The sequence below is a fragment of the Massilia yuzhufengensis genome (assembly GCF_900112225.1).
Lineage (GTDB): Bacteria > Pseudomonadota > Gammaproteobacteria > Burkholderiales > Burkholderiaceae_D > Telluria > Telluria yuzhufengensis.
This window is the reverse complement of the sequence record NZ_FOLD01000028.1, coordinates 24,618-41,544: the sequence shown is the minus strand read 5'-3', so window position 1 is coordinate 41,544 and position 16,927 is coordinate 24,618. Positions and strand designations below refer to the sequence as shown.

Genomic DNA, 16,927 nt, shown 5'->3' with positions numbered 1-16,927 from the left:
ACAATTGCCCGAACATCCACCCTTCAGGCGCCCCACCGTGCAAGAGCAACACGCCTTCCCCTTCCTCCGCGAGATCCTGCTCTTCCTGATCCTCTCCGGCATCCTGATCCCCACCCTGCAGCGCCTGCGCATCAACCAGGTGGTCGGTTTCCTGGCCGTCGGCACGCTGGTCGGGCCGTTCGGCCTCGGTTTGCTGGCCGGCGACATTCCGTGGCTGGCCTTCCTCACCTTCCCGCGCGACCAGGGCATCTCGATGCTGGCCGAGATCGGGGTGCTGTTCCTGATGTTCATGATCGGCCTCGAACTGTCGGCCGCGCGCCTGTGGGCGATGCGGCGCTGGGTGTTCGGCGCCGGCACCGCGCAGGTCATCCTCAGTGCGATCCTGGTCTGCACCGCGCTGCTGCTCGCCTCCAGCCTCGACACCCAGACCGCCATTATCCTCGGCCTGGTGCTCTCGCTCTCGTCCACCGCCGTCGTGATGCAGCTGCTGGCACAGCAGCAGGCCACCGGCAGCCCGCTGGGCCAGGCCACGTTTGCCATCCTGATGCTGCAAGACCTGGCCGTGGTGCCGATCCTGCTGCTGATCGGCGCGCTCGGCAAGGGCGGCGGCGACGGCGTGGCGATGCTGGCCCTGGCGACGGTGGCCAAGGCGGCCGTGGCCATCGCCCTGATCTACCTGGTGGGCGGGCGCGTGGTGCACAAGCTGTTCCGCTCCTTTGCGGCGCATCGCCAGCCGGACGTGTTCATGGCGCTGATCCTGCTGAGCACCTTCGGCATCGCCGGCCTGTCCGCGGCGGCCGGCCTGTCGATGGCGCTGGGCGCGATGATCGCCGGCCTGCTGCTGGCCGAGACCGAGTTCCGGCACGAAGTCGAACTGATGATCGAACCCTTCAAGGGCCTGCTCATGGGCCTGTTCTTCATGACCGTCGGGATGAGCATCGACACCCGCCAGGTGCTGCAAGCGCCGCTCGTGCTGGCCGCCTGCGTGGGCGCTCTGGTGCTGGTCAAGGCGCTGGTGGTGACGCTGCTGCTGCGCGCCGGCAAGCTGCCCTGGGGCCGGGCGCTCGAAGGCGGCCTGCTGCTGGGCCAGGGCGGCGAGTTCGCGTTCGTGGCGATCGGCTACGCCATGTCGGCCAGGGTGCTCGACCCGGCGCTCGGCGCCCAGGTCATGCTGGTGGTCGGCCTGTCGCTGTTCATCACGCCGCTGCTGGCGCGCCTGGGCCGCGCCATCGGCGAGCGCCACGACAGCGCCCGGCACGCCGCGCTGGCCGACGGCAGCGAGCATGAGCTGGCGTCGGCGCGCGGTCGCGTCATCATCGCCGGCTTCGGGCGCGTGGGGCAGCAGCTGGCCAAGCTGCTGGGCGAACAGAACATCCCCTTCGTCGCCTTCGAATGCGACGCCAAGCTGGTGTCCCGCCTGCATGCCGAAGGCAAGCCGGTCTACTTCGGCAACGCGTCGCGTCCGGAGCTGCTGCGCCGCGTGCACGCCGGCGAGGCGCCGGCGATCGTGCTGACGATGGACCATCCGGCGTCGGCCATGCACGCCGTGCGCGGCATCCGCCGCGAGTTCCCGCATGCGCGCCTGTTCGTGCGCTCGCGCGACGAGAAGCACGCCCGCGCCCTGCGCCTGGCCGGGGCCAGCGTGGTGGTGCCGGAAACGCTGGAAGCGAGCCTGCAGCTGTCGGCCTTCGTGCTGGAGGCGATGGGGCTGGATGAGCGCCTGGTGGACGGCATCGTCGACCACGAGCGCGAGCTGTTCAGCGCCAGGCTGCTGGAACCCGAGCCGCCGGGCCCGCGCGCCTAGGCAAGGATATCAGGCAGCAAGCAGGCGGGCCTGCCTGCCGGCGCCAGCGACTGCGCGGCGCTGCCCGGTCCCTGCCGCGGAATCGATGGTGAAGGTGCTGACCAGCTGCGCCAGCGTGGCCGCCTGGTCCTGAAGGGATTCGGCAGCGGCGGCCGCTTCTTCCACCAGGGCGGCGTTCTGTTGCGTGACGCTGTCCATCTGGGTGATGGCGGCGTTGACCTGTTCGATGCCGGCGGTCTGCTCGGCGCTGGCCGAGGCGATCCCGGACATGATGTCGGTCACCCGGGTGATGCCCTGCACGATTTCCTGCATGGTCGAACCGGCTTCGTCGACAAGGCGTCCGCCGGCGTCGACCTTCGAGACCGAATCGGTGATCAGGGTGCGGATTTCCTTGGCGGCGCCAGCCGAGCGCTGGGCCAGGTTGCGCACTTCGGAGGCGACCACGGCGAAGCCGCGGCCCTGCTCGCCCGCACGGGCCGCTTCGACGGCGGCATTGAGCGCCAGGATGTTGGTCTGGAAGGCGATGCTGTCGATCACGCCGATGATGTCGCCGATCTGCTTCGACGACGCATTGATCGATGCCATCGTGGACACCACCTGCGCCACCACCTCGCCGCCGCGTACCGCGATTTCCGAGGCGCTCAAGGCCAGCGTATTGGCCTGGCGCGCGCTGTCGGCGTTCTGGCGGACCGTACTGGTCAGTTCTTCCATGGTCGACGCGGTTTCTTCGAGCGAACCGGCCTGCTGCTCGGTACGGGCCGACAGGTCGAGGTTGCCCGATGCGATCTGCTGCGAAGCGGTGACGATGGCGTCGGTGCCGCTGCGCACCTCGGTAACGGTCTTGAGCAGGCTGCCGTTCATGGCGCGCAAGGCGGTCAGCAGCTCGCCGACTTCGTCGCGCGAACTGGCCTGGATATCGGCGGTCAGGTCGCCCGAAGCGACCTGCTTGGCCAGGCTGATGGCGTGCGACAGGGGGCGCGTGATGCTGCGGGTGAGCAGGACGCCGAGTACGGCGCCACAGCCGATCGCCAGGGCCCCCATGGCGATCAGGAGGTTGCGGGCGTCGCGCGACCGTGCATCGATGCGCGCGCTCGCATCGGTGAACAGCTGATCCTGGTAGGCAACCACGGCTTCAACCGATGCAACGTAGGCCTTCATCGCCGGAACCAGGCTGGTGCTGGTGCTGGCCTTCAGGTCGGCATCGAAAGTGCCGATCGCCGCCTTGCGCTTGAAGGCCGCGTCGCGCATCGTGGTGTACTGCTTGCGGCGCTCGCCCACGGTCTTGAGCAGCTGCTTGCCTTGTTCGCTGTCCACCAGCGTTTCGAGCTGTTTCTGGAGCACGGACAGGTTCGCGCTGACCGCCTTCATCTCGGCGCCGATCTGCTGTTCGTCTTCCTGGTCCGTGCTCTTGAGCTTGGACAGCGTCCTGATGCCGTTCGTTGCAATCCCTTCCAGCCACTGCCTGGCGATCGTCGACTTGACGCTGGCCGTGGACATAATTTCTTTCCCGTCGGAGATGCGGCTGAGCTGCCACAGGGCCGTGCCCAGCATGGCGGACAGCAGGATCAGGATCGCGGCAAATGCGATGCCGAGGCGGGCACCGATGCGGAAGTTAGTGAAAATCATGGTAGGACCACCCTGAGTAAAGATTGAAACCAGGCCGGGACATGCAGGCCAATAAGGAGTTGGAACGCGTGCTAACGATTCTAGATATTGATCCAGGACAACTCCAGCAAAACCCTGCGAAGCTGCCGTTTACTGGTCGTTCAGCGTTAAATTTTCTTTAAAAAACAACGAAGTAGTAGTGATTCGATATCGAAGATGATCACCTTCCAAGTGTTTGCAAGTCCCTTCGCTAGGAGATGGCGATGAACTTGAGCGGGTCGACGTTCCAGGTCTCGGTCGACTCGTGGCTGACGATCCGGTCACCGCCCCCGAAGCCGAGCGGCCTTGCCAGGTCGACGATCTCGGGGCGGATGTAGAGCTTGCTCCTGGTGCTGAAGAATACGTTGACCTTGGGGGTGAGCAGGCTGGAGTCGTGCTGTTCGGAGACGACCCCGAGGCGTCCCGATTCGAGCAATACCAGGGTGCCCACCGGGTAGATCCCGATGCAGCGAATGAATTCCTGGGTCAGGGTGGGATTGAAGTGGAACTTGCTCCACTCAAAAATCTTGCGCAGCGCCTCGGCCGCCGACATGCCCTTGTGATAGCAGCGGTCCGACGTGATCGCATCGTAGACGTCCACGATCGAGGCCATTTGCGCGAACTCGCCGATGCCATCCCCGGCCAGGCGATCGGGATAGCCGCTGCCGTCGTGCCGTTCGTGGTGATGCAGGGTGATGTCGAGCGGGATGGCGCCGATCTGCGGCGTCTTCACCAGCACCTCGTAGCCATCGCGGGGATGGCGCCGCATGACGGCGAATTCGTCCTCGGTCAGGCGCCCCTGCTTGTTGAGGATGGCGTCGGGGACGAAGGCTTTGCCGGTGTCATGCAGCAGCCCGCCCATGCCGGCTTCGTAGGTGCTGTCGGCTGGCAGGCCGCGCGAACGGCAGAACGCCACCAGCAGCGTGCATACGCTGACCGAATGCAGGAAGGTGTAGTCGTCCTTGGTCTTGATGCGTAGCAGGCCCATCAAGGCGCCAGGATTGCGCAGGATCGATGCCGTGATGTTTTCGACGACAGGACTGACATTGTCCAGTTCCACCGCCTTGCCCAGCCGCGCATCGGCCATCACCGATCGCACCACGTCCGCCGCCTGGCGCCGGATCGCGGCTGCTTTGCCGATCTCTTCCGACATGGTCACGCGCATCGGGCTGGCCGGCCTGGCGGCCAGCGTCGCCAGCTCGGCCTCCGTGGCCGCCGCGGCTTCGTGCAGCGTCGGCGAATTGCTTGCGTCCAGTCCTTTGCCGCAATCGATCACCACCCCACGGATACCGGCGTCGCGAATCCGGCTGATCTCGGTTTCGGCCGTCAGGGCGAAGCGGTTGCGCAGGAAGGGGTGATCGGCCCAGCCGCAGTCCAGGTCATGGACGAACATGCCGATCTTGAGCTCGGAAGCATCGATTTTCTTCAACATAAGGTCGTTCTCCAGGTGCGTAGCGGCTGCCGACCCGATGTCGGAGAGGATCAGTCACGCCGACGTTTTTTTTGTAACGGCAGTGAAAAATCATGTTGCAAACACCGAAACGGGGCTATGATCGCCAAAAATCGTTTTTCACATGATTTTCACGATTCTTGCACGAATTAATCAATTTTGCCAAATTTATTTTACTTACGGAAACTTTCTGAATATGCCGACTCTCAAAGAACCCGTCGACGTCATGACCACCCAGGAGGCTGCGTCCTACCTGGGCGTGTCGGTGTCGTCGGTCCAGAAGCTGGTGGAAAGCGGCGTCCTCAGCGCATGGCGCACCCAGGGTGGGCATCGCCGGATCCCGCGGGAAGCGCTGCTTGCCTACAAGGGCGGCCTGGAGCCGGCTGGCGCCCAGCGCGCCGCCCGCTCGCGCCTGATCGTCGTGGAGGACGACCCCATGCTGCGCGCTGTCTACGCGGCCCGGATCGCGCAATGGGAACTGCCGCTCGACCTGACCATCTGCCGCAGCGGCTACGATGGCCTGATCGAGATCGGCGTGAATGCACCGGATATCCTGCTGCTCGACATCAGCATGCGCGGCATCGACGGCTACGAGATCATGGAAACCGTGCTGGCGCGCCCTGCGCTGCGCCATGTCCATATCGCGATCGTCACCGGGCTGGAGCGCGAAGAACTCGACTCCCGCGGCGGCATCCCGCCGGGTGTCGCGTTCTTCCAGAAGCCGCTGCCCCTGGAGCAGCTGCGCGGGTTCGTGACCGCCTGCTGCATGCACAAGCAGCGCGCGCAGGCCTGAGCCAACCCGTGCAGATCCCATACCCCCTCCTGGTCCGCATCCGCACCGCGCCGCTGGTGATCGCCCTATGCTGCTTCTCGGCCGTGTGGATCGCGGACGTGTGGTACTCGCTCGCACGGCAGGACCAGGAAGCGCACCAGCGCGCGCTGCGCGACGCCGGCCGCGACGCAGGCAACTTCGCGCGCATGATCGAAGAGCATACGGTGCGCACCATCCGGGCCGGCGACCAGGCCCTGCAATTCATTCGCCACGAATACATCGAACATGGCGCCCGGCTCGACCTTTCCTCCCTGCTCGACAAGGGAGTCATTCCCGGCGATATCGTCAACCTGTATTCAGTCGTTGGACCCGATGGACAACTTGTGCTGGCGAGCAAGCCATCGCCGCCGCTCAGCCTGGCTGACCGGGCGCATATCCGGTCGCACCTGGAGCAGCCGGGCCTTGGACTGATCATCAGCAAGCCTGTTCTGGGGCGCATTACCCACCAGTGGTCGCTCCAGCTGACCCGCCGCATCGACCTGGCCGACGGCAGCCTTGGCGGCGTGGCCGCGGTCTCGCTGGACCCGTTCTACTTCACCCGGCTGTACGAATCCGCGCAGATCAGCCCGAACAGCGTCGTGACCCTGGTGGGCACCGACGGCATCGTCAGGGCGCGCCGGTCGACCGATGCCAGCACGCTGGGACAGGACGTATCGGCGAGCGCGCAGTTCCGCCAGATCGGGGGCCGGCGCAACGGACTGGTGACGGTGCGCAGCAACATCGACGGCCGCAAACGGCTCGCGGCCTTCCGGCGACTCGACGCCTATCCGCTGATCGTGGTGGTGGGCATCGACCTGTCCGACCTTGACGACCACCTGCTGGCGCTGCGTTCGCAGCAAATCCTGCATGCCAGCCTGTCGACCGTGGGCATCGTCGTGTTCAGCGCCGTCCTTCTGCTGCTGGCGCGGCGCCTGCTGCTCAGCCGTGCCCAGGCGGTCAAGGCCAACGCGGCCAAGACCCAGTTCCTGTCCAATATGTCGCACGAGCTGCGCACGCCGCTCAACGGCATCCTCGGGTATGCCGAGCTGCTGTCGATGGATGCCCGTGACGCCGAGCACCGCGAATACGCCGAGGTCATCCGCAGCAGCGGACTGCATCTGCTGTCCCTGGTCGACCAGTTGCTCCAGCTGAACAGGCTCGAGGCGGGAACCGAACTGCCGCAACTGGCGTCGGAGGACCTGCGCGCGCTGGTCGAGCAGGTCGTCTCCGGCCACCACGGCGCGGCGCGCGCCAGGGGCCTGGCGCTGCTCTGCCGGATCGGCGAGGACGTGCCGCAACGCTGGGTCTGCGACCGCGAAAAACTTCGGCAGGTGCTGGATCACCTGCTGCATAATGCCATCAGGTTCACCGATGCCGGCCAGGTGGAGCTGGCGCTGGAGGCGGCCGAAGACAGGCTGGTGTTCACGGTCGCCGACACCGGCCCCGGCATCCCCGCGTCCGCGCAGGAACGGGTGTTCGACCGGTTCTTCCAGGTCGACTCCAGCGATACCCGCAGCAGCGATGGCGCCGGACTTGGACTGACACTGGTGCGCGAGCTGCTTGCCCTCATGGGTGGCGAGGTGGAGATCAAGTCCGCGCCCGGGATCGGCACCACGGTGGTTTTCACCCTGCCGCGCACGCCCGGGGACGGCATGCACGGCAGGGCGGCACGTTCGAGCGAGGAGACTGCATGAGTTCGTCAACCATCCTGATTGTCGAGGACAACGAGATGACCCAGCACCTGCTGGTCCGCCAGCTCGCCCACCTGGGCGTGACCGACGTCGCGGTCGCCGCCAACGGCCTGGATGCCCTGCACTGGCTGGTGGAACACGAGTGCCGGCTGGTGCTGGCCGATTGCCAGATGCCGGAAATGGACGGGTTCGAAATGACCCGCAGGATCCGGGCCGCCGAGCGCTTCAGCGGCAAGCACCTGCCCATCATCGCCATGTCGGCCGGCACAGTGGAGGAAGACAGCGGCCAGAGCGCCGCCGCCGGCATGGACCTGCATGTTCCCAAACCGGCCCAGATGCAGGCCTTGCAGGCCGCGCTGGAACCCTGGCTGGGTCCGCTCGGGCAGTTTTCCCATCCCTGAGCGGCGCACACGATGAGAACCCTCTCCACGCAGTTCCGCTCGGACATCCTGCACGACACCGCCGGCGGCGACGACGACCTGGTCGACCAATTGCTGGCCATCTACCTGCGCATCGTGCCGCCGATGAACGGCCGCCTGCGCGCGGCGCTCGTGGCCAAACATACCGCCGCGATGGCGGAAGAGGCGCACAGCCTGCGCAGCTGCCTGGCCGTGGTCGGCGCCAACGGCCTGCAGGAACGCTGCAAGGCGCTGGAGAACGCGGCGCGGCGCGGCATCGCCCCGCCCGACGGGACCGGAACCGGACTGTGCGATGATGTGGACGTATTGACATCCCAGGTGTACGATTACCAGGCATCCCGCCCTCTCCGAGGCGGGTGAAAGAACTCCATGAGGCCCATCCCCGCTTCGCTTCCCGTCGTCCGCCTGCATGCCTGCCGCGTCCTGGTCATCGAAGACAACGAGTTCGAGCGAAAGGTACTGAGCACGATGCTGCGGCGCCTGGGCCTGGGCCATGTGGCCAGCGCCGCCAACGGCAGCGAGGCCCTGAAGCTGATCGACAACGATGCGGTGCGCTTCGACGTGATCCTGTGCGACCTGCGCATGCACGACCCGGTATGCATGGACGGCATCGAGTTCCTGCGCGTGGCCGCGCTGCGGCCGATCGGCCGCCTGGTGGTGCTGTCGGGACTGGACGAGGACCTGCTCATGGCGACCGAAATCCTGGCCGGCGGCAACGACGCGGCCTGGGGCGGCATCCTGCGCAAGCCGATCGACGTCGACACGCTGCGCGACAAGCTGCTGGCCTGCCTGGCCGCGGCCGCATCCCCGGCGCGGCCGCGCTGCGCGCAACGCGATCCGCTGCCACCCAGGACCCCATCGGAACTGCGGCTGGCGCTCGCGCGACACGAGTTCGTCCCGTATTTCCAGCCCCAGGTCGCGTTCGCGACCGGGCGCATCGTCGGCGTGGAAACACTGGCGCGCTGGCAGCATCCGCAGGCCGGGCTGCTCGATCCCTCGCATTTCGTGCCCTGCATGGAAGCCGGCGGGATGGTGGACGAGCTGTTCGACCAGATGCTCGACGGTTCGCTCGACGCCATCGCGCGCTGGACCAGCCAGGGCCTGCGGATCCCGGTGTCGATCAACGCCTCGCCCTTGACCCTGGAAGATATCGGGGTTCCCAACCGCTGGCGCGACCGGGCCGAGCGGCGCGGCATCGATCCTGGTGTCCTGACCATCGAAGTGACCGAGACGGCGATCGCGCGCGACTACCGCAACCTGCTTGAAAGCATCACGCGGCTGCGCATGCACGGGTTCCGGGTATCGCTCGACGATTTCGGCACCAGTTATTCCTCGCTCCAGCAGCTGAGCGAACTACCGGCCAACGAGGTCAAGATCGACCGCTCCTTCGTGGCGCGCGCCATGGTGTCGCCGCGCGCGATGGTCATCCTGCAATCGATCATCCGCATGGCGCGCGAGCTGCACCTGAGCACCGTCGCCGAGGGCATCGAAACCGCCGCCCACTTCGCGTTCGCGCGCCAGCTCGGATGCGATATCGCCCAGGGTTGGCATGTGGGCATGCCGATGCCGGCCGAGGCCCTGCTGGCAAAGGCCCGCGCCCTCGACACGCCTGTCACTGCCGGCTAGGCGCGGCCCTGCAGGACCAGCAATTCCGCCCTGGCCGCTTCGAATTCGCGCGCCAGGGCCGCCAGCGCGTCCTGCGCCGTCTCGAAGCCGCCCAGCTTGCCCAGCATCTGCAGCCGGCTGCAGGGATCGCGCATGCGCAGCGCGCCAATCGCACCGATGCTCGTCAACAGATAATGGGCGGTGGCCGCCAGCGCCTCGCCATCCTGCCGCCCGATGGCCTGCGCGGCCGCCTCCAGGGCGTCCGGCACCTCCTGCAGGAACACGGCGACCACATCGTGCAGCACGCCGTCCTCGCCCATTGCGCCGGCCGCCAGTTCCTGCACCCGCGCCGGATCGATCGCGGTGGGCGAGCGGCGCGCGGTGACGGTCTCGATGGCCAGCGCCAGCGTCTGGCGCAGCTCGTCGAAGATCACCGGCTTGGGCAGGTAGGTGTCCATGCCTGCCGCCAGGCAGCGCTCGCGGTCGCCCGGCAGCGCATTGGCCGTCATGGCCACGATGTACGGCACGTTCAGGCCGCGAAAGCGCAGGCGCAGGCGGCGCGTGGCCTCGATCCCGTCCATCACCGGCATCTGCACGTCCATCAGGACCACACCGTAGTGCTGGCGCTCGAGGGCGGCCACCGCCTCGGCGCCGTTGCCGACGATATCGGCCTGGTAGCCCAGTCGCCGCAACTGCTGCTGGATCACCTTCTGGTTGATGGCATTGTCCTCCGCGACCAGGATCTCGACGCCGGCCTGGTCGGCGCGGTGCACGGCCGCCGGCGCCGGCGCCTCGTTCCGGTGCACACCCAGGGCCTTGAGCAAGGCCTCGAGCAGCATCGCCGGCTTGACCGGCTTGCCCAGGCGCGCCGCGAACAGGACGTCGTCGCCGTCCTGGGCCTGCACCCGTTCCCCGATCGGCATCAGCAGCACCATCGGCGGCGCCACGCCCGGGCGCAGGCGCTCGATCGCGGCGGCCAGCGCGGTGCCCGGCATGTCCGGCATGTGCAGGTCCACCAGCGCCACCTCGAACGGTTCGGCGTGCATCACCAGTTCCAGCGCCTCGCTGGCTGAGGACACCGCCGAAGGCTGCATCCCCCACTGCAAGGCCTGCATGTGGAGGATGCGCAGGTTGGTGCTGTTGTCGTCCACGATCAGGATGCGCCGGCCCGCCAGCGGCGCGGCGCGGGTGCGCAGCTGCGCGCTGCTGGACTTGCCGTCCCCGGCATCGGCCATGATCGACAGGGTGAAGCAGGAACCGCGTCCCGGTTCGCTGGTGACCTTGATGGTGCCGCCCATGATTTCCGCGAGGCGCTTGCTGATGGTCAGGCCCAGGCCGGTGCCGCCGTATTGGCGCGTGGTGGAGGCGTCGACCTGGGTGAAGGATTCGAAGATGTCGTCAAGCCGGTGCGGCGGGATCCCGATGCCGCTGTCGCTCACCGCGAACTGCAGCGCATATTGCTTGGCGCGCACCCACCTCGCAGTGAGCTCGACCACGACTTCGCCTTGCTGGGTGAACTTCACCGCGTTCGACAGCAGGTTGACCAGCACCTGGCGCAGGCGTCGCGTCGGCCACGATGATCTCTGGCACCTCGGCCGCGATCGTGCACATCAGTTCGATCTGCTTGCCGCCGGCGCCCGGCGCCACCAGGTCGAGCGCATCCTCGACGCTGCGCCGGATGTCGAAGGACTGGCGTTCCAGGTCGAGGCGCCCGACGTCGATCTTCGAATAGTCGAGCAGGTCGTTAATGATCGCCAACAAGGCTTCGCCGCTGTTGCGGATGGTCTGGGCGTGGTCGCGCTGCTCGTCGTCCAACCCGGTGTTGAGCAGCAGCGTGGTCATCCCGATGACGGCGTTGAGCGGGGTCCGGATCTCGTGGCTCATATTGGCCAGGAAGATGCCCTTGGCCAGCATCGCGGCCTCGGCCTTTTCCTTCGCCGCCTCGAGCTCGCGCTCGTAGGCGCGGCGGTCCGAGATATCCTGCAGGATCGCCGTCAGCACCCACTCCCCGCCCGACTGCGAACGCGAGATCGAGGCCTCGGCGGGGAATTCGGTCCCGTCCTTGCGCAGCGCATAGATGGTGCCGCGTTCTCCCATCCGGCGCGCGGTGGCGTCGCCATGGTGGAAGCCCGCCATGCGCTGGCCGTGGCCGCTGCGGAACCGTTCGGGAATCAGGATCGACAACTCCCGGCCGACCACCTCGGCAGTCCGCCATCCGAAGATCCGCTCGGCGCCCTGGTTGAAAAACACGATCTGCCCGCCGGCGTCGGTACAGATGATCGCATTGTCGGCGATATCCAGAATCCCGAGCACCTGCTCCGGGCTGAGAGAATTGTGCATGGCACCTCCGCCGACTTGTTGCGTGGTCGACATGCTACACCGCTTTCTCGTTACCTGATCATTGGTATCTGCACCAGCGGTTTGCATGCATGACAAGTTGCTTATCAAACACATACTGTTTCCTTGTTTTTGAGAGCAAAGAACTTGCCAATAACACATGCCCACCCTAATTCCACACTGATAGTGTGGAATTGATCGACGCCATTACCTGGAATTGTCTTCGGTATGTCTGGTCCGCACGGCTTGCGCTGTATTGCCGGTGGTGTTTGTTGCGGTTGACGGTGTAGAAGATGAACTTGAATAATTTCCGTATTGGTACCCGCCTCGGCAGCGCATTCGCTGCAATCCTCGTCCTGCTGGCCATCATGCTGGCAAGCGCGCTTTGGCAGCTCGACCATATTGCCGCGGGCAAGGAGGTCATGGCTTCGGCCAGCCAAAAGTCGAGTCTGGCGCAGGATTGGCTCGAAGGAATCGCCACCAATAGCGTGCGCACCGTCGCCAAGCTCAAGAGTGCTGACCAGGAAGACGAGAAGCAGCTCGACACCGAGATGAAGTCGGTCAGCGCGCAAGTGTCGAAGTATCAGAAGGAACTGGACGGCATGGTCGTCGACGGCAGCGGCAAGCAACTGATGAAGGAGGTCGCCGAGCGCCGCAAGCAATACTCGGCGATCCGCGACGAAGCCTTCAAGCGCAAGGCAGCGCTCGGCGCCGTCGATGCGGAGCTGAAGGCCTATGCCGATGGCAAGATGATTCCAGCAATGAAAGAATACGTCGCATCGGTCGAAGCCGTGGTGGACCACCAGGAGCGGCTGTTCAAGGAAGCGAGCAGCGGCATCGACGAGCTCAACAAGCGTGCCCGGCGCATGCTGGTCGCCATCGGCGTTGCGGCGATCCTGTGCGGCGCCGCCTTCGGCTTCGTGCTGGCGCGCAGCATCACGCGCCCCCTGGTGCATGCCGTGAGCCTCGCGCAACAAGTCGCCTCGGGCGACCTGACGGCCGAAATCGAAGTCACGTCGCGCGATGAAGTCGGCGACCTGCTGGCCGCGCTGAAAGTCATGAACGGCAGCCTGCGCAAGACCGTCACCGAAGTGCGCATGGGGACCGACGCCATCGTCACCGCCTCGCAGCAGATCGCATCGGGTAACCTCGACCTGTCGGCCCGTACCGAACAGCAGGCCAGCTCGCTGGAAGAAACCGCGTCGTCGATGGAAGAACTGACCAGCACGGTCCGCCAGAATTCCGACAGCGCGCGCCAGGCCAATATGCTGGCCTTGAGCGCATGGGAAATCGCCGTGCGCGGCGGCGACGTGGTGGCGCAGGTGGTGTCCACGATGGCATCGATCAATGCGTCGTCGAAGCAGATCCGCGACATCATCGGCGTGATCGACAGCATCGCCTTCCAGACCAACATCCTGGCGCTCAACGCCGCCGTCGAAGCGGCCCGTGCGGGCGAGCAGGGCCGCGGCTTCGCCGTGGTCGCCTCCGAAGTGCGCAACCTGGCCCAGCGCTCGGCTGGCGCCGCCAAGGAAATCCGCACCCTGATCACCGATTCGGTCTCGAAGGTCGACGCCGGCGGACGCCTCGTCGACGAAGCCGGTTCGACCATGCAGGAAATCGTGCAGGGCATCACCCGGGTGACCGACATCATGTCCGGGATCGCCTCGGCCAGCGCCGAGCAGACCGCCGGCATCGAACAGGTCAATGCCGCCATCACCCAGATGGACAGCGTTACCCAGCATAACGCCGCCCTGGTGGAAGAAGCGGCCGCCGCCGCCGAATCCCTGCAGGACCAGGCCGCGACCCTCGCGCAACTGGTCAGCACCTTCACGGTCGACCTGGCCCCTACCGGCCAGCGCCGCCAAGTAACTACCCGCGCAACCCGCCTGCTCGCAGCCTAAGCAAACTTCGGGGTCAGGTCTGACAATCGGACACGACCTCGACTGTAGAAGCCTGCCAATCGCCATCGAACGCTTGCTTAAGGCTGAGCTCGTGTCCAAATGTCAGACCTGACCCCGAAGTTCAGGTGTTGGAGCGGGTGGCGGCGAGGCAGCCCCACCAGGCGGCTTCTTCGAACACCGACAGGCCGGACAGGTCGGCGTGGGCGAACAGGATCGGGCCATTCGAGGCGCGCAGGGCGGCCAGGCCGGGGTTGCTGCGAAAGCCCGGTTGCGGCACGGCCATCGCATGGGCGCGCAGGGTGATGTCGACGCGCTCGACGCAGGGGGCGAAGGCCCAGTCGTAGGCTGCCTTCAGGTCGCTGCTGGCCAGCTCCAGCAGTTCGGCGGGGCTGGCGGATTGCATCCAGCGGCGTGCTTCCTTGGGCGTACGGCTCGACAGCGCGGTGTAGGCGGTGAACACGGTCTTGTCGGGCGGGCGGGAACGGATGTCCTGGTGGGTCGAGACGACGTAGCCCAGGCCCTTTCCGTTATAGACCACGTTGTCCCAGGCCAGCTGGGCGTCGGGCAGCTCGCGCGGGAAGTCGCGCATCAGGAAGTTCGACACCATCCAGGGGGCGTATTCCGGCAGGTGGCGGCGTGGGTCGAAGCCGTAACGTTCCATTCCCTCCACCACACGGCTGGCGACGAACAGCGGCATGGCGCAGATTGCGCGCCGCGCCCGCACGGTAAAACTGCGCGGCTTGCCGTCTTCCAGCACGAAACACAGCGCTTCGACTTTGCCATCGACTTCGCGCACCGATGCGGCAGTGCCGGCGCGGCGGCGCGGGCCGGCTTTTGCGGCCAGCGCGTCGGCCAGCGGCGCCAGGCCGCCGGGCCAGGTCAGCAGCGCGTTCTCGTCCGCATTCGCGGCCTGGCCCCAGCGGCCGGCGAAGTAGTGGATGCCGGCCCAGGCGGAGACGCGGTCGATGCCGGCGCCGTAGTCGTCGCGGCAGCAGTAGTCGAGGTACCAGCGCAGGCTCGCCGAGCGGTAGCCCTGGTCGCCCAGCCACTGCGCAAAGCTGAGGCGGTCGAGCGCGGCGAAGGCCGGGTCGCTGGACGAACGCGCCAGCGGGAACACGAAGGCGCGCAGGCCGTCGGCGCCGCGCTGGTGGCGCAGGCGCGCCATCTCGTCGAAGAACAGCTTGTGTTCGGCCGCATCCGAGGCGCCCGTCGGCACCAGGCCTTCGTGCCAGACGTTGTCGCGCAGCAGGCGCTCTTGCGGGCCGTGCAGAATGAAGCGTTCGTCGTAGGTGGGTTTCTCTTCGCTGGCGCCATGCAGCAGGATCCCGAGGTCGGCCAGCATCGCGCGCACATGGGTCGACTCCGGCCCAGGCAATGGCAGGTAATGCGCACCGGTCGGGCAAGCCAGGTCGCCGTAGCGGCTGCCGGCGGCGTTGCCGAAGGCCTCCGGGCCGTCGAGCAGCAGGAAATCCTCGTGGCCCAGCTTCCCCAGTTGCCACGCCGCGCTCAGGCCGGCGATGCCGGAACCGAGGATGACGACATCGGTCTCGATGGTGCTCGATGGCGGCGGCAGCTGCCCGCGGTCGCGCAGGGTGTGGCCTTCCGCCCTGCCCGGCGCATGCACGCGGGGCGTTACTTCCTGCCAGTGCAGGAAGCCGGCCGCTGTGGCCAGGCCTGCGGCGCCGGCGCCCGCCGCCGTCAGCAAGAAGGAACGGCGGTCCATCAGCGGATCACCTGCTGCCAGTCTTCCTCGAATTCGCGCACCAGCGACTGGGTGTCCAGGCGGTTGGGTGGCATGGCGCGGCGCTGCATGTCGGGCGGGAAGCTGAACATGGCGCGGGTGGTCTCGCCGGTGAGGTAGCGCATCGGCAGCCGGTAGCCGGTGGGCGGCACGAAGCGGCCCTGGGGCGAGGCCATGATGAAGCCCCACTCGCCAAACGAGGGCACATACAGGTGATACGGCCAGGTCTGCAGGCCCACTTCGCGCAGCGTCGCTTCGATGGTCCAGTAGGCGTTGGGGGCGAAGAAGGGCGAGGTGGACTGCACCGCGATCAGGCCATTGGCGGCGACGTGCTTGCGCAGCATGCCGTAGAACGGCACCGAGTAGAGCTTGCCGAGGGCGAAGCTGGAGGGGTCGGGGAAATCGACGATGGCCACGTCGTACATCCCGGCGTCCTTCTGCAGCCAGATGCCGGCGTCGGCGTTGATGATCTTCACGCGCTTGTCCTTGAGCGCGTTCGCATTGAGCTTCACCAGTTCCGGGCGGGTGGCGAAGGCCTGCGTCATGGCGGGATCCAGGTCGACCAGGGTCACTTCTTCCACCTGCGGGTAGCGCAGCACTTCGCGCAGCGCCAGACCATCGCCGCCGCCCAGCACCAGCACCCGCCTGGCCCAGGGCAGCGACTGCATCGCCGGATGCACCAGCGCCTCGTGGTAGCGGTATTCGTCGCGCGAAGAAAACTGCAGGTTGCCGTTGATGTACAGGCGCAGGTCGTCCTTCCAGCGGGTGACCACCAGGCGCTGGTAAGGCGTGGTGGTGGAATAGACGACGTCGTCGCCGAACAGGCCATGCTCGCCCCACTCCACCATGCGGTCTGAAAAGCCGAAACCCAGCACCAGCGCGAACAGAACGGCGCTGGCGCGGATCACGCGGCCGCGCAGGCGGTCCAGCTCCGCCCGGAACACGTATAACGTCCACATCGCCACGCCGACGTTGAGCATCCCGAACAGGAAGCCGCTGCGCACCAGGCCCAGGTGGGGCGCCAGCACCAGCGGGAACAGCAGCGACACCGCCAGCGCGCCGAGGTAATCGAAGGTGAGCACGCGGCTGACGATCTCGGCGAACCCGGTGCGGCGCTCGTTCAGCGCGCGCATCACCAGCGGTATCTCCATGCCGACCATGGCGCCGATCAGGAATACCATCACGTACAGCACCGTGCGGAAGGGTGCGCCCATCCAGGTAAAGGTCAGGAACAGCACCGCGCTCGAGGTCCCGCCGATGAGGCCCACCGCCAGCTCGATGTCGATGAAGCGCGACAGCACGTCCTCGTCGCGCACATACTTCGAGAAGTGGGCGCCGACGCCCATGGCGAACAGGTAGCAGCCTATGATGGTGGAGAACTGCAGCACCGAATCGCCCAGCAGGTAGCTGGACAATGCGCCGGCAATCAGTTCATAGGCCAGGCCGCAGGACGCGACCACGAACACGGACAGGATAAGAATTCTTTTGGTCATGAAACGGCTTTTGTTCTAAGATCGCAAAGTG

12 protein-coding genes and 1 pseudogene are annotated in these 16,927 nt (G+C 66.5%); 7 read left to right on the top strand and 6 right to left on the bottom strand.

All coding sequences use genetic code 11. The features are described 5' to 3' along the window. The first annotated feature begins 37 nt into the window (after positions 1-37). The gene (locus BM031_RS19630; protein ID WP_091876247.1) at positions 38-1,804 is read left to right on the top strand and encodes a cation:proton antiporter domain-containing protein; all 1,767 of its coding nucleotides are present in this window, start codon (positions 38-40) and stop codon (positions 1,802-1,804) included. 9 nt (positions 1,805-1,813) lie between these two features. Here the strand turns inward: BM031_RS19630 and BM031_RS19625 are convergent, their stop codons facing one another. Next, the gene (locus tag BM031_RS19625) at positions 1,814-3,430 is read right to left on the bottom strand and encodes a methyl-accepting chemotaxis protein (RefSeq protein ID WP_091876246.1); all 1,617 of its coding nucleotides are present in this window, start codon (positions 3,428-3,430) and stop codon (positions 1,814-1,816) included. A 229-nt stretch (positions 3,431-3,659) separates the two neighbouring features. After that, the gene (locus BM031_RS19620) at positions 3,660-4,880 is read right to left on the bottom strand and encodes an HD-GYP domain-containing protein (protein ID WP_091876245.1); all 1,221 of its coding nucleotides are present in this window, start codon (positions 4,878-4,880) and stop codon (positions 3,660-3,662) included. 214 nt (positions 4,881-5,094) lie between these two features. Here BM031_RS19620 and BM031_RS19615 point away from each other — a divergent pair, with 214 nt between their 5' ends. Genes BM031_RS19615 through BM031_RS19595 form a run of 5 tightly spaced genes read left to right on the top strand, consistent with a single transcriptional unit; the run spans position 5,095 to position 9,445 of the window. Beyond that, complete coding sequence (locus BM031_RS19615) at positions 5,095-5,691, top strand: excisionase family DNA-binding protein (RefSeq protein ID WP_091876244.1); 597 nt, start codon at positions 5,095-5,097, stop codon at positions 5,689-5,691. An 8-nt stretch (positions 5,692-5,699) separates the two neighbouring features. Then, a complete protein-coding gene (locus BM031_RS19610; protein ID WP_091876243.1) occupies positions 5,700-7,403 on the top strand; it encodes a sensor histidine kinase in 1,704 nt (567 codons plus the stop codon). Further along, positions 7,400-7,801, top strand: a complete 402-nt coding sequence (locus tag BM031_RS19605; RefSeq protein WP_091876242.1) for a response regulator — start codon at positions 7,400-7,402, stop codon at positions 7,799-7,801. The genes BM031_RS19610 and BM031_RS19605 overlap by 4 nt, the downstream gene beginning before the upstream one ends. 12 nt (positions 7,802-7,813) lie before the next feature. After that, a complete protein-coding gene (locus BM031_RS19600) occupies positions 7,814-8,179 on the top strand; it encodes an Hpt domain-containing protein (protein WP_091876241.1) in 366 nt (121 codons plus the stop codon). 9 nt (positions 8,180-8,188) lie between these two features. Continuing rightward, positions 8,189-9,445, top strand: a complete 1,257-nt coding sequence (locus BM031_RS19595) for an EAL domain-containing response regulator (RefSeq protein ID WP_091876240.1) — start codon at positions 8,189-8,191, stop codon at positions 9,443-9,445. Here the strand turns inward: BM031_RS19595 and BM031_RS19590 are convergent. Beyond that, positions 9,442-10,974: a response regulator gene (locus BM031_RS19590; protein WP_091876239.1), complete on the bottom strand. Its 1,533-nt coding sequence runs from the start codon at positions 10,972-10,974 to the stop codon at positions 9,442-9,444. The genes BM031_RS19595 and BM031_RS19590 overlap by 4 nt on opposite strands. Before the next feature lie 178 nt (positions 10,975-11,152). After that, positions 11,153-11,764 (bottom strand): annotated as a pseudogene (locus tag BM031_RS25625) (PAS domain S-box protein); the annotation flags it as partial. A 290-nt stretch (positions 11,765-12,054) separates the two neighbouring features. Here BM031_RS25625 and BM031_RS19575 point away from each other — a divergent pair. Further along, complete coding sequence (locus BM031_RS19575) at positions 12,055-13,662, top strand: methyl-accepting chemotaxis protein (RefSeq protein WP_091876238.1); 1,608 nt, start codon at positions 12,055-12,057, stop codon at positions 13,660-13,662. 121 nt (positions 13,663-13,783) lie between these two features. Here the strand turns inward: BM031_RS19575 and BM031_RS19570 are convergent, their stop codons facing one another. Then, positions 13,784-15,385: an NAD(P)-binding protein gene (locus BM031_RS19570; protein ID WP_091876237.1), complete on the bottom strand. Its 1,602-nt coding sequence runs from the start codon at positions 15,383-15,385 to the stop codon at positions 13,784-13,786. After that, positions 15,385-16,896, bottom strand: a complete 1,512-nt coding sequence (locus BM031_RS19565) for a polyamine aminopropyltransferase (protein ID WP_091876236.1) — start codon at positions 16,894-16,896, stop codon at positions 15,385-15,387. Before BM031_RS19565 ends, BM031_RS19570 begins: the two co-directional genes overlap by 1 nt. Positions 16,897-16,927 lie beyond the last annotated feature (31 nt).